The organism is Acidovorax sp. MR-S7 (assembly GCF_000400995.2).
Taxonomy (GTDB): domain Bacteria; phylum Pseudomonadota; class Gammaproteobacteria; order Burkholderiales; family Burkholderiaceae_C; genus MR-S7.
On sequence record NZ_DF238979.1, the window covers coordinates 16,629 to 29,953 of the forward strand.

At 71.0% G+C, this 13,325-nt stretch carries 7 protein-coding genes; 2 read left to right on the plus strand and 5 right to left on the minus strand.

Translation table 11 applies throughout. The annotated features are described in order from the left end of the window. Positions 1 to 7 precede the first annotated feature (7 nt). From AVS7_RS18975 to AVS7_RS18990, 4 genes are all read right to left on the minus strand, one after another. Positions 8 to 1,102 (minus strand): ZipA FtsZ-binding region, encoded by a 1,095-nt coding sequence (locus AVS7_RS18975; RefSeq protein WP_024001878.1) that lies wholly within the window; start codon positions 1,100 to 1,102, stop codon positions 8 to 10. An 11-nt stretch (positions 1,103 to 1,113) separates the two neighbouring features. Beyond that, entirely contained in the window at positions 1,114 to 4,638 is a 3,525-nt protein-coding gene (gene smc, locus AVS7_RS18980; RefSeq protein ID WP_020229637.1) for a chromosome segregation protein SMC, read from the minus strand. Positions 4,639 to 4,788: 150 nt separating this feature from the next. Further along, a complete protein-coding gene (locus AVS7_RS18985) occupies positions 4,789 to 5,118 on the minus strand; it encodes a YnfA family protein (RefSeq protein WP_020229638.1) in 330 nt (109 codons plus the stop codon). Continuing rightward, on the minus strand, positions 5,111 to 8,251 hold the full coding sequence (locus tag AVS7_RS18990; protein WP_020229639.1) for an EAL domain-containing protein: 3,141 nt from the start codon (positions 8,249 to 8,251) through the stop codon (positions 5,111 to 5,113). Before AVS7_RS18990 ends, AVS7_RS18985 begins: the two co-directional genes overlap by 8 nt. A gap of 305 nt (positions 8,252 to 8,556) precedes the next feature. Between AVS7_RS18990 and AVS7_RS18995 the strand changes: the two genes are divergently transcribed. Continuing rightward, positions 8,557 to 10,347: an ABC transporter ATP-binding protein gene (locus tag AVS7_RS18995; RefSeq protein WP_049696970.1), complete on the plus strand. Its 1,791-nt coding sequence runs from the start codon at positions 8,557 to 8,559 to the stop codon at positions 10,345 to 10,347. Positions 10,348 to 10,376: 29 nt separating this feature from the next. Further along, entirely contained in the window at positions 10,377 to 11,705 is a 1,329-nt protein-coding gene (locus AVS7_RS19000) for a tol-pal system YbgF family protein (protein ID WP_020229641.1), read from the plus strand. 64 nt (positions 11,706 to 11,769) lie between these two features. On the opposite strand, the gene AVS7_RS19005 is transcribed toward AVS7_RS19000, so the two are convergent. After that, on the minus strand, positions 11,770 to 13,275 hold the full coding sequence (locus tag AVS7_RS19005) for a rhomboid family intramembrane serine protease (protein WP_020229642.1): 1,506 nt from the start codon (positions 13,273 to 13,275) through the stop codon (positions 11,770 to 11,772). Positions 13,276 to 13,325 lie beyond the last annotated feature (50 nt).

The window sequence follows — 13,325 nt, forward strand, 5'->3', positions numbered from 1 at the left end:
CCGGCTCCTAGCTGAACAGCCGCCGCGCCAGCACCGAGCCGGCCGACAGCTCGCGCTGGTCGAGCGTGTCGTAGAGCTGCTCCAGGTCGGCGGCGATGGGCTCCATGGTCATGGCGGGCAGCGGCGTGCCGTTCTGGTCGCACAGCACGCCGTCCATGGCCTGGCACAGGGCGGCGGCGGCCTCGCGCAGGCGCGCGAAGGGCTGCTCGGCGCGGTGCACCTGGGCCACGTCCAGGCTCAGGATCACGTCGCGCACGGCTGACTGCTCGGGCTCGTCGGACATGGCGGCCTGCGGATCGTAGGCCAGCGTGAGCATGGGCGGCAGGCCGGGGCCGCTCGCGGGCAGCACCAGGCGGCCCGGCATGGCGCCGGGCAGGAAGCCCAGCCGCGCGGCATGCTGCTGCACGTAGCCGGGGCTCCATGCGGCCTGGCGCGCGCGCAGCACGAAGGTGAGCTGGGCATCGTGATCGCTGGCGAACTGGTCCAGCTCGCGCGCGCGGGCCACCTCGTGCAGCATGTCGGGGAAGTCGGGCGCGGCGTTGATGGCATCGGCGAAGCCCTGGGTCTTCATCACGAATTCGGAGAACTCGATCTCGTTGAGCGCGCCCACGCGGTTGGCCAGCTGCACACCGGCCTGGAACTGCTGGTAGCGCTGGCCGGGCTGCGGCGTTTCCCACTGGCGGGTGGCCTCGTTCAGGCCCTCGATGGCGAAGGGCTTGCTGCCCGCGCGGCGCGTCGGCGGCATGGCCGCCAGGGCGGCGTCGCCCGAGACCGGCTGCTCGGCGGCGACGGGGGCGATGGCGTCGATCAGCGCGTCCAGCCCGCCGCGGCGCTCGGGCGGCGGCACGGGCAGGTCGAGGGCGTCCTGCACGTGGATCGCGTGGCCGTCCAGGCTGGGCTCCATACCCCCGCCCTCGCCCACCGCGAGCGCCGGGCCGTCGAACGCGGGCTCCTGGCGCGGCGCGCCGTCCTGCGCGGCCTCGGGCGGGTTCGGCTGCGGCCGCTTGGGCGCGTTGCGGTGGGTTGTCCAGGCGTTGTAGGCGACGACGACGATCAGCACGAGGCCGCCGGCGATGATGAGTCCGAGTTGGAAGTTGCTCATGATGGGATGGTTCAAGCCTCTGCCATTGACAAGGCGGATTCCATGTCGACCGCCACGATGCGCGAGACGCCCTGCTCCTGCATGGTCACGCCGATGAGCTGCTCGGCCATTTCCATGGCGATCTTGTTGTGGCTGATGAACAGGAACTGCGTGCCCTTGGACATGCTGGCGACCAGCTTGGCGTAGCGCTCGGTGTTGGCGTCGTCCAGCGGCGCGTCCACCTCGTCGAGCAGGCAGAACGGCGCGGGGTTGAGCTGGAAGATGGCGAACACCAGCGCGATGGCCGTGAGCGCCTTCTCGCCGCCCGAGAGCAGGTGGATGGTCTGGTTCTTCTTGCCCGGCGGCTGGGCCATGACCTGCACGCCGGAGTCGAGGATCTCGTCGCCCGTCATGATGAGCTTGGCCTGGCCGCCGCCGAACAGCTCGGGGAACATGCGGCCGAAGTGGTGGTTGACGGTGTCGAACGTGCCCGACAGCAGCGTGCGCGTCTCGCCGTCGATCTTCTTGATCGCGTCTTCCAGCGTGGTCATGGCCAGCGTCAGGTCTTCGGTCTGCGCGTCCAGGAAGGTCTTGCGCTCGCGCGCCAGGGTCAGCTCGTCCAGCGCGGCGAGGTTCACGGCGCCCAGGGCGGCGATCTCGCGGTGCAGGCGGTCGATCTCGCCCTGCAGGCCGCCGACGCGCACGTTGCCTTCCTCGATGGAGCGGGCCACGGCCTCCAGGTCGGCCTGCGCGTCCTGCAGCAAGGTGCCGTACTGCTCCAGGCCCAGGCGCGCGGCCTGTTCCTTCAGCTGGAATTCGGTGATGCGCTGGCGCAGCGGGTCCAGCGCGCGCTCGTGCTGCATGCGCAGCTCGTCGCTCGCGCGCAGGCGGGCGGTCAGGTCGTCGTACTGGCTGCGCTGGGCGGCAAGCTGGCCTTCGCGCTCCATCTTCAAGTCCAGCGCCTGCTGCAGCCCGCCTTGCGCGGCGGCATCGGTCAGGCGGCCCAGCTCATCCTGGGCGCGCTGGCGCTCGTCGGCTAGCGACCGGGCCTGGGTGCCCGCAGTGTCGATGGTGCGCGCCAGCTCGGCGCGGCGCGCCTGCAGGCTGCGCTGGGAGAACTGCGCCTCCTGCGCCTGGCGCTCCAGCGTGCGCTGCTGTTCGCGGCATTCGGCCAAGCGCCGCTCGGCCTCGATCACGCGGTCGCCGAGCTGCGCGTGGCGCTCCTGGCTGTCGGCGAGCTGCATGTCCAGCTCCTCGAAGCGCGCCTCGGCGGAGACGCGGCGCTCCTGCAGGTCGGACAGTTGCGCCTCCACCTCGGCCAGGTCGGCGCCGATCTGTGCGCTGCGCGCGCGGGCCTGCTCGGCCAGTTGCGACAGGCGCAGGGTTTCGACCTGCAGCTCGTGCGCGCGGCCCTGGGCCTCGGTGGCCTCGCGGCGCGCGGCGACGAGGCGCTGCGACGCATCGGCATACGCGGCCTCGGCGCGCACCAGGGCCGTGCGCGCCTCCTCGGCGATCAGGGCCTGGGCGCGCAGCTCCTTTTCAAGGTGTTCGATTTCCTGCGCGCGTGCGAGCAGGCCGGACTGTTCGGAATCCTGCGCATAGAAGCTCACGCTGTGCGCATCCACCGCGTGGCCGCTGGCGACGTAGACCACCTCGCCCGGCTGCAGTTGCGCGCGGCGGGCGAGCGCGTCGTCGAGCGACTGCGCGGTGTAGCAGCCCTGCAGCCAGCCTGAGACCACGGCGCGCAGGCCCGCGTCGTGCACGCGCAGCAGGTCGGCCAGGCGCGGCTGGCCGGCCGCACCTTCCAAAGCGGGGGCGGACGGGCTGCTGTAGAAGGCCAGCCTGGCGGGCGGCGCGTCCTGCCCGCCCGCGCCGAGAAAGCCGCGCACACGGTCGAGCTGGCCCACGGGCAGCGCGGCCAGGCGCTCGCGCAGCGCGGCCTCCAGCGCGTTCTCCCAGCCGGGCTCGATGTGGATGCGGCTCCACAGGCCCTGCAGCCCGTCCAGGCCGTGCTTGGCGAGCCAGGGCTGGAGCTTGCCGTCCACCTTCACTTTTTCCTGCAGCGCCTTCAACGCCTCCAGCCGCGCGGACAGGTCGGCCTGGCGCGCGGCCTCCTGGTTCACGGCCTGCTGGCGCGCGCGGCGTTCTTCGTCCAATTGCGGCACGCTGTCCTGCAGCTCGGCCAGGCGGGCCTCGGCCATCTCGGAGCCCTCCTGCGCCTCCTGGAGCTGCTGGCGCAGGTTCTCCAGGCGCGCCTCGTCGGGCGCGGCCAGGGCGTTGCGGTCGGTGCGCAGGCGCTCGTGGCGCGCTTCGAGCTGGCGGCTTTGTTCATGAAGGCTGCGCTGTTCGGCGGCCAGCACCTGGATCTGCTGCTGCACCTGCACCACGGCGGCGCGCTGCTCCTCGCTGCGCTGCTGGCTCTGGCGCAGGGCCTCTTCGAGGTCGGGCAACTGCATGGCCTGCTCCTCGACCTGCGCGGCCAGCAGCTCGGCCTGCTCCTCCGCATGAATGCCCGAGCCTTCGATGTTCTCCACCTCGGCCTCGGCCTCTTCCTTGCGGGCGGACCACTGGGCGATCTGCTCGGCGAGCTGCACCAGGCGCTGCTCCACGCGCTGGCGGCCCTCGACCACGTAGCGGATCTCGGCCTCCAGCTTGCCGACTTCGGCCGTGGCCTCGTAGAGCTTGCCCTGGGCCTGGTTCACCTGGTCGCCGGCCTCGTAGTGCGCCTGGCGGATGGTCTCCAGGTCGGCCTCCACGCGGCGCAGGTCGGCCATGCGCGATTCGAGGTCGTTCACGGCCTGCAGGCCCTCGTTGCGCACGCGGGTCTGCTCGGCCTCGGCATCGGCGCGCTTCAGGTACCAGAGCTGGTGCTGCTTGAGCGTGGCGTCGTGCTGCAGCGCGTTGTATTTGGCGGCCACCTCGGCCTGCTTTTCCAGCTTTTCGAGGTTGGCGTTCAGCTCGCGCAGGATGTCCTCGACGCGCGTGAGGTTCTCGCGCGTGTCGGCCAGGCGGTTCTCGGTCTCGCGGCGGCGCTCCTTGTACTTGGAGACGCCGGCGGCCTCCTCCAGGAACAGGCGCAGTTCCTCGGGGCGCGACTCGATGATGCGGCTGATGGTGCCCTGGCCGATGATGGCGTAGGCGCGCGGGCCCAGGCCCGTGCCCAGGAACACGTCCTGCACGTCGCGCCGGCGCACGGGCTGGTTGTTGATGTAGTAGCTGCTGGCGCCGTCGCGCGTGAGCACGCGCTTGACGGCGATCTCGGTGAACTGGTTCCACTGCCCGCCCGCGCGGTGGTCGCTGTTGTCGAAGGTCAGCTCCACGCTGGAGCGGCTGGCGGGCTTGCGGTGCGTGGTGCCGTTGAAGATAACGTCCTGCATGCTCTCGCCGCGCAGCTCGCTGGCCTTGGATTCGCCCAGCACCCAGCGCACCGCGTCCATGATGTTGGACTTGCCGCAGCCGTTGGGGCCCACCACGCCCACGAGCTGGCCCGGGAGCATGAAGTTGGTGGGCTCGGCGAACGACTTGAAGCCGGCGAGTTTGATGGAATTGAGGCGCACGGGGCTGCTGCGGCGGCGATGACGGCGGTGGCGGGAAGGCTGGAATCATACCGTGGCGCCTCCCTGCACCCGGCCGCTACAGGGTTCTACGCCGAATCGGCCTCCAGCGCTTATCCATCAAGCGCAAGCAGCTATCAAAACAGAAGTTTTTCAGCGGGGAGCGAAGGCGATGATCGCCATGCCGCACAAGGTGACGGCCACGCCCAGCCAGTCCCACGGGCCGGGACGGATGCCGTCCACAGCCCACAGCCATGCCAGCGCCACGGCCACGTAGACGCCGCCGTAGGCCGCATACACGCGCCCTGCGGCCGCCGGGTGCAGCGTGAGCAGCCAGGCGAACAGGGCCAGGCTGGCGGCGGCAGGCAGCAGCAGCCAGGCGCTGGCGCCCTGGCGCAGCCAGAGCCATGGCAGGTAGCAGCCGACGATCTCGGCCAGCGCCGTGGCGAGGAACAGGCCCAGGGTCTTGGAGATCTCAAGCACGGGACGCGTGCTCCAGCACCAGGGCCTCGTAGTCGGCGACCGCGAGCGGGGGGCTGAGCAAGTAGCCCTGCCAGGCATGGCAGCCGTTGCGCTCCAGGAAGACGCGCTGCGCCTCGGTCTCCACGCCCTCGGCGGTGACCTGCAGGCCCAGGCTGGTGCCCAGCGCGACGATGGTGCGGGCGATGGCGGCGTCGTTGGGGTCGGTGAGCACGTCGCGCACGAAGCTCTGATCGATCTTGAGCTCCTGCAATGGCAGGCGCTTGAGGTAGGCCAGCGACGAGTAGCCGGTGCCGAAGTCGTCCAGCGAGAAGCCCACGCCGTAGCCGCGCAGCTGCACCATCTTGGCGATGGTGTCCTCCACGTCCTGCAGCAGCAGGCCCTCGGTCAGCTCCAGCTTCAGGCGGCGCGCCTCGGCGCCCGAGCCGGCCAGCGCGGCCAGCACCTGGGGCACGAAGGACGGCTCGTGGAACTGGCGCGGGCTCACGTTCACGGCCAGCGTGAGCTGGCCCAGCACCGGGTGGGCGCTCCACCGCGCCAGGCGCTCGCAGGCCGTGCCCAGCACCCATTCGCCCAGCGGCAGGATGAGGCCGCAGTCTTCGGCCAGCGGAATGAACTGCGACGGAGGGATGAAGCCCTTGTCCGGATGGCGCCAGCGCAGCAGGCCTTCGGACCCGATGATGCGGCCGTGGACCATCTTGGGCTGGTAGAACAGCTCGAACTGGCCGCCCTCCAGGCCCGCGCGCATGTCCGCTTCCAGCGCCACGCGCGCCGCGACCGCGGCCTGCATCTGCGGGTCGTAGAAGCGCAGCGTGTTGCGGCCGGCGGCCTTGGCCTCGTACATGGCCAGGTCGCTGCGCTTGAGCAGCTCGTCCACCGACTCGCGCAGGCCCTGGAACAGCGTGATGCCCACGCTCAGCGTGGTGTGGTGCTGCTCCCCGTCGAGCTGGAAGGGGCCGCGCAGCGCGGCCAGGATCCTCGTGCCCACTTCCTCGGCGCGCGCCGCGGCCTCCTGCGGGTTGCCGTCGAGGTCGGTGAGCACCACCACGAATTCGTCGCCGCCCAGGCGTGCCAGGGTGTCGTCCTTCTCCGCGCAGCAGCGCAGGCGGTCGGCCACCTCGCGCAGAAGGCGGTCGCCCATCTCGTGGCCCTGGGTCTCGTTGATGGTCTTGAAATGGTCGAGGTCCAGCATCAGCACCGCGCCGCAGCGCTGGTGCCGCGCGCTCAGGGCCAGGGCCTGCTGCAGGCGGTCGAGCAGCAGGCGCCGGTTGGGCAGGCCGGTGAGCGGGTCGTAGTAGGCCAGGTAGCGGATCTCCTCCTCGGCGGCCTTGCGCTGGCTCAGGTCCACCATGGTGACGATGTGGCTGTCGCCCAGCCGCATGCCCGACAGCTCGATGGTGCGGGTCTGGCCGGACTTGGCGGTGATCACGCATTCCACCGGACGGATGGCGCCGTCCTCGCCGTCCTGCGCCTGCGCGCAGGCGGTGCGCCATTCGCTCTGGGCGCGCTGGCGCTGCTGCGGGTCGGGCACGACCAGGCGCCACCAGGTGTCCACGTCGGGCGCCTCCTCGGCGCCGTAGCCGCAGATCTGCACGTGGCGGTCGTTGCGGAAGACGATGGCGCCGTTCTGCACCAGGTTCACCCCGGCGGGCATGTGGTTCAGGATGTTGCGCAGGTGGTGCTCGCTGCCGCGCAGCGCATCCTCCATCTGCTTGCGCTCGCTGATGTCCTGCACCACGGCGATGTAGAAGCCGGCCCGCCCGCCGTCGATGCGCAGCGGCGACGCGGTGAGGTCCGCCCAGACGAAGTGCCCGTCCTTGTGGCGGTAGCGCTTCTCCATGTGGAACTCGGAGATCTCCCCCGCCAGCATGCGCTCCAGGAGGGCCTGGCCCTCCTGCAGGTCCTCGGGGTGGCTGAAGTCCTGCAGGCGCATCTGCTGCAGCTCCTGCGCCTCGTAGCCGAGGATGTCGCAGAACTTCTGGTTCACGCGCACCAGCCGTCCGCCGCGCGAGTCCGCCTGGGCCATGCCCACGGCGGCCTGGTTGAACACGGCGCGGAAGCGCTCCTCGCTGTCGCGCAGGGCCGTGTCGGCCACCTTCACGTGGTCTAGCGCCTGGGCGCGCCGCAGCACCAGCAGGGCCACCAGGGCCGTCAGCAGCGCGGTGACCAGCAGCCCGCCGGAGGCGAGCACGCCCGGCAGCTGCATTTCGTAGGGCGACAGGAAGCTGGCGGTGGGCTGGAACTCCAGGTGCCAGCGGCGCCCGCCCACCTGCACGTCGGACTCGCGGCGCATGTCCGTGTACCAGGGGGTCTCCTGGGCGGTCAGCAGGGGATAGGCGGGGCCGGGCTGGGCCGCGTCGGCCGGGCCGACGTCCGCCATCGTCAGCGACAGGCCCTGCAGGTAGCCCTCGCCGCGCAGCGACTGGACCACGTCGTACACCCGCAGGCTCACTCCCACCGCGCCGAGAAAGCGCGGCGCCGCGCCGGGGCCGGCCGCGAACACCGGCACGCGGATGATGATGCCCGCGCGGTGCTCCGTCTCCTGGTGCAGGTCGAACGGGGCCGACGCCACCAGCGCCCTGGTGTCGCGGGCCCGGTACATGGCCTCCAGGTTGGCCGGCTGCGAATGGATGTCCAGCCCTTCCACGCCCGGGTTGCCTTCCCGGGGCCAGAGGAAGTCCACCACGAAGTATTCTGGCCGCTGCCGGGGCGGGTGGATGGCAAAGCCGCTGGGCATGCTGCCGTCCAGGTGCGCGTCGGCGCGCGCCCGGACCTCGAACGCCTCTCGCTCGGGGCCGGGCACGTAGCGCGTGAAGTTCACGTTCTTCACGCTCGGGTGGTAGCGCGACAGCTCCAGCTGGCTGGCCACGCGCTCGAACTCGCTGCGGCGCAGCTGCGGGTTGACGGTGAGCAGGCCGCGTATGCCGTGCAGCAGGTCCACGTGCGATTCCATGCGCCGCTGCAGGGCCTCCGCGAACGAGCGCGCCTGCTGCTCGAAGCGCGCCTGCGCGATGGCCGTCATCGACGTGCGCTGCTGTTGCCACAGCGCATAGCACGCCACGCAGCCCGCCAGCACCATCGCCAGGCTGGGCAGCCAATGCCACGGCGAACGGCGCGAATCGGCGGGCGGTGTCATGTGGGGGAAGAAGAGAGGAGCCGGGCACCATGCCCGGTCGGGTGTGGGCAGAGCATAGCGGCATTTGCGCGCCCGATTGGCCGGCAGCGCGCGTGCCGGGCGCCTGCCGCCATGAAAACCGCGCGCCGGCCTGCAAGGTGCGGCGCCGCCGCAACACTTGCCCGCCGCCCGCGCCCCGATGCCCCCACGGCGACCCCTGCGCGCCCAGGTACTTACCATCGGCGGCACAAGGAGTTTTGTCCGTGCTATCTCGTTTCTTCGGTTTCTTCGAGGCGCAGGTGCCGCCCTATCCCGCGGCCGAACCCATGCCGCCGCCCAAGGGCTTCTTCGCCTTCCTGTGGGCGTGCACGCAGGGCATGCGCGGCTGGATCGCGCTGCTCACGGCGACGTCCGCGCTGCTGGCGCTCTACGAGGCGCTGCTGTTCGCCATCATGGGCCACGTGGTGGACTGGCTGGGCACCGTCTCGCCCGGGCAGTTCTGGCAGGAGCAGCGCGCCACCGCGCTGGGCATCGCGGCGGTGCTGCTGGCCAGCGGCGGCCTGCTGGCGCTGCACACCTCGGTCATGCACCAGGTGCTGGCCATCAACTTCCCGATGCGGCTGCGCTGGGTGTTCCACCGGCTGATGCTGGGCCAGAGCATGTCGTTCTACGCCGACGAGTTCGCCGGCCGCATCACCACCAAGATCATGCAGACCGCCCTGTCGGTGCGCGAAGTGGTGTTCCTGGTGGTGGACGTGCTGGTGGGCGTGAGCGTCTACATGATCGGCATCCTGGTGCTGGCGGCCAGCTTCGAGTGGCGGCTGATGCTGCCCTTCGCCCTGTGGCTGACCGCCTACGTGGCGGCATGCTTCTACTTCGTGCCGCGCCTGGGCAAGATCGGCAAGGAGCAGGCCGACGCGCGCTCGATGATGACCGGCCGCGTAACCGACGCCTACACCAACATCGCCACCGTCAAGCTCTTCGCCCACACGCGCCGCGAGGCCGAATACGCGCGCAGCGCCATGGAGGCCTTCAAGAGCACCGGCTATGCGCAGATGCGGCTGGTGAGCCAGTTCGAGATCGCCAACCACCTGATGATCACGCTGCTGCTGCTGGGCAGCACGGGCACGGCGCTGTACCTGTGGTCGCAGGGCCAGGCCAGCCCCGGCGTGGTGGCGGCGGTCACGGCCATGGCGCTGCGCCTGATGGGCTACTCGCACTGGGTGATGTGGCAGATGACGGGCCTGTTCGAGAACGTGGGCACGATCCAGGACGGCATCGTCACGCTGACCCGGCCGCGCACCATCGTGGATGCGCCCGATGCCCGGCCGCTGCAGGTGCCGCGCGGCGAGATCGCCTTCGAGGACGTGAGCTTCGCCTACAAGGACGGCGGGCGGCAGGTCATCGACCACCTGAACCTCACCATCCGCCCCGGCGAGCGCATCGGACTCATCGGCCGCTCGGGCGCGGGCAAGTCCACGCTGGTGAACCTGCTGCTGCGCTTCCACGACGTGCAGGGCGGGCGCATCGCCATCGACGGGCAGGACATCCGCGGCGTGACGCAGGACAGCCTGCGCGGCAACATCGGCATGGTCACGCAGGATACGTCGCTGCTGCACCGCTCCATGCGCGACAACATCCTCTACGGCCGCCCCGACGCCACCGAGGAGCAGATGCGCGCCGCCGCGCACAAGGCCGAGGCGGCGGACTTCATCGCCCAGCTCACCGACCTCAAGGGCCGAAGCGGCTACGACGCCCAGGTGGGCGAGCGCGGCGTGAAGCTCTCGGGCGGCCAGCGCCAGCGTGTGGCCATCGCGCGGGTGATGCTGAAGGACGCGCCCATCCTGCTGCTGGACGAGGCCACCAGCGCCCTGGACAGCGAGGTGGAGGCCGCCATCCAGCACAGCCTGGACAGCCTGATGCACGGCAAGACCGTGATCGCCATCGCCCACCGCCTGTCCACCATCGCCGCGATGGACCGGCTGATCGTGCTCGACGACGGGCGCATCGCGGAGCAAGGCACGCACGCCGAGCTGCTGGCGCAGGGCGGCGTCTACGCGCGCCTGTGGGCGCACCAGAGCGGCGGGTTCATGGGCAGCGACCTGGATGAGGCATAGTCGCATGTCACAAACCGTTACCCCGACCCATGCCCTCCCCCCGTCCGGCCCCGCTCAACGACGACGACGAAGACTCCGCCCGCTGGGACATCCCGCCCTTCTGGCAGCGGCTCAATAGCTTCTTCCTCTTCCCGCTGCAGCTCGAGCCGCTGCTCTACGCCGCCCTGCTGGCCCTGGCCTGCCTGGCGCTGCTGCTGGGCGGGCTGTTCGCGCCCTTCGTCCTGCTGGGCCTGCTGCTGGCGGTAAGCCGCTATGCCTTCAAGGTGGCGGCGCTGGCCTCGGTGGGCGTGACCCACAGCGACGACTACCGCAGCGACCTGGTGCAGGACGAATGGAAGTGGCTGCCGTGGAAGCTCTTTGCCGTGATGGTCGTCCACGGCCTGGCGATCGGCTGGCTGGCGCACGTCAGCCTGCGCCTGGGCGTGCTGGGCAACGTGGTGTCTTCCCTGCTGTTGCCCGCCACGGTGATGGTGCTCATCAACACCTGCAGCCTGCGCGCGGCCATCAACCCGTTCAAGCTGCTGGGCACGATCACGGGCATCGGCAAGTCCTACCTGCTGCTGTGCTTCTTCCTGTTCCTGCTGATGCAGGGCATGCCGATGGCCGCCGGGCTGCTGGCGGCCATCGTGCCGCGTGCGGTGGTGGTGCCGGCCATCGGCTTCGCCGTCATCTACTTCACCTGGGTCATGGCCGCAATGATCGGCTACGTGATGTACCAGCACCACCGCGCGCTCGACATCAGCCCCGTGCGCGCGCCCGAAGGCGCCGCCGCGCCGGTGCAGGACCCTGCCGCGGCCGAGGCCAGACGGCGCGACGCGCAGGTGCTGCAGTGGGTGCGGGCCGGCGACATGCACGAGGCCCTCACCATCGCCCGCGAATGGCTGCGCACCGGCGCCGACGACCTGGCCGACCACCGCCGCTACCACCGCGTGCTCAAGGTGGCCGAGCGGCCGGACGCGCTCGCCACCCATGCGCAGCAGTTCATCCTCGTGCTGCTGCGCCAGCAGCTCACGGGCGAGGCGCTGGAGGTCTGGACGTCCTGCTACAAGCGCGCGAAGGGCTTCCAGCTCGCCGCGCCCGACGCCACGCTGGCCCTGGCCCGGCACGCCTGGAAGGCCCAGCAGGCGCGCCACGTGCTGGCCTTGCTGCAGGGGTTCGAGAAGCAGTTCCCCGATGACGGGCGCGTCCCCGAGGCGCTGGAGCTGATCGTGCGCGCCCTGCAGCAGGGGTTGAACGACTCCGAGCGCGCCGTGCGCGTGTTCATGCGCATGAAGGGCCGCTACCCCGATCACCCCTGCACGCAGGAAGCCGCATGGGTGCTGCGCGAGCAGCTCGGCAATACGGCCACGGCGGCCTGAACGCTAGGCGCTGCATGAGGTGCCTGGTCCGTGGATCGGGCCCGTGCATGCGTTTCCCCTTTGTTCATTGCGCTGCGCGGCCTGCCAGCCACCGGGTCACCGCCTCCTGCGGCGCGTCGCGCTGTAGGGCCGGCAGCCAGGCCCGGGCCGACTCCATGCGCCCCGCCTGCGCCAGCCCGTTTGCCAGCAGCGCCAGCGTGTCGGGCCACTGCGGGTGGCCGCGGTGCGGCTCCAGTGCGCGGCACAGGCGCTCGGCGTCCGCCAGTTCGCCCAGGCGCACGAAGCAGCGCACCAGGCCGTGCATGGTGTCGGCGCTCATGCGCACGCCGGGGCGGGCTCGCTCGCGGTAGGTGACGAAGCTCGCGTGCTGCAGGCGGCGCTCGTCCTCGGTGCGCGCCGGCAGCTTGAAGATGAGGCGCGCGGCGGCGTGGAAGTCGTCGCTGCCGGGAGCGTAGCGGGCGCTGTCGAACCAGGCGCGCAGCACCTGCGCGTCCGTCGGCGCCAGGCGGGCCGCGCCGCGCCATGCGGGCGCCGCGCGCTCGAAGTCCAGCGCGTCGCTGTAGCGGCAAGCGCGGGCGATGGCCTCCTGCAGGGGCCGGACGGATGCGGCCTGCTGCGCCGGCGCCGCGCCTTGCGCCGGCACGTCCACGCGGCGCAGCTTCATGTAGAGCGCCATGGCCAGCGCGCCCGTCAGCAGCCCGCCGAAGTGCGCCATGTAGGCCACGCCGCGCCCGCCCACGAAGTGCTGCACCAGCTCGAACGCCATCCACACCGGCAGCATGACCAGCGCGGGCCAGCGCGCGTAGTTGAAGTAGAAGAGCACCATGTAGAAGAAGCGGATGCGCCGCATGCGGTACATCACCGCGTACATGCCCATCAGCGCCGACACCGCGCCCGAGGCCCCCAGACCGTAGCCGCCCAAGCCGGCGTAGAACGCCAGCGCGAAGAACGACGCCCCCACGCCCCCCAGCAGGTAGAAGCCCAGGTAGGCCCAGGCCCCCAGCGCCATCTCCAGCGTGAAGCCGAAGAGGAACAGGAACACCATGTTGCCGACCAGGTGCCCCGTGCTGCCGTGCAGGAAGGTGGACGTGAGCGCCTGCACGGGCTGCCACCCCGCGCCGCTTTCGTAGCTCATGGCCCAGCGCTGGGTGAACGGCGCGGGCTCCTGCGGCGCGAAGGCCTCGCGCGCAGCCTTCCAGCGCGGATAGGCCTCGTCGCCCGGGCGGATGACCTCCCCGGCCAGCAGGCGCTTGCGGAACGCGCCTTCGTCCCACATGAGGCGGTACAGCTCGGCATGGGCGCCCTTGCGGTACAGGCCCTGCGCGGCTTCGGCGAATGCCCCGTCGCGCCGGTCGCCCCGGGCCCTGGCCTGCAGGTGCTCGACGAACGGCGGCAGCTCCAGCCGGGGCAGCGGCGTGGCGGCGTAGCGCGCCGCGGCGCGCTGCACGGCCGCCTGCTCTCCTTCCTGCCAGCCCCAGTAGATGAAGCACTGCACGGCGATGAGCAGCACCGTCATCCACGGCGGCGAGCGCCAGGTGGGCTTGTTCTCGAGCGGTATGGCGATGAACATCTGTTATGCGAAAAAAGGCTGCGGCGCCCGTCCATCAAGCGCTGGCAGCT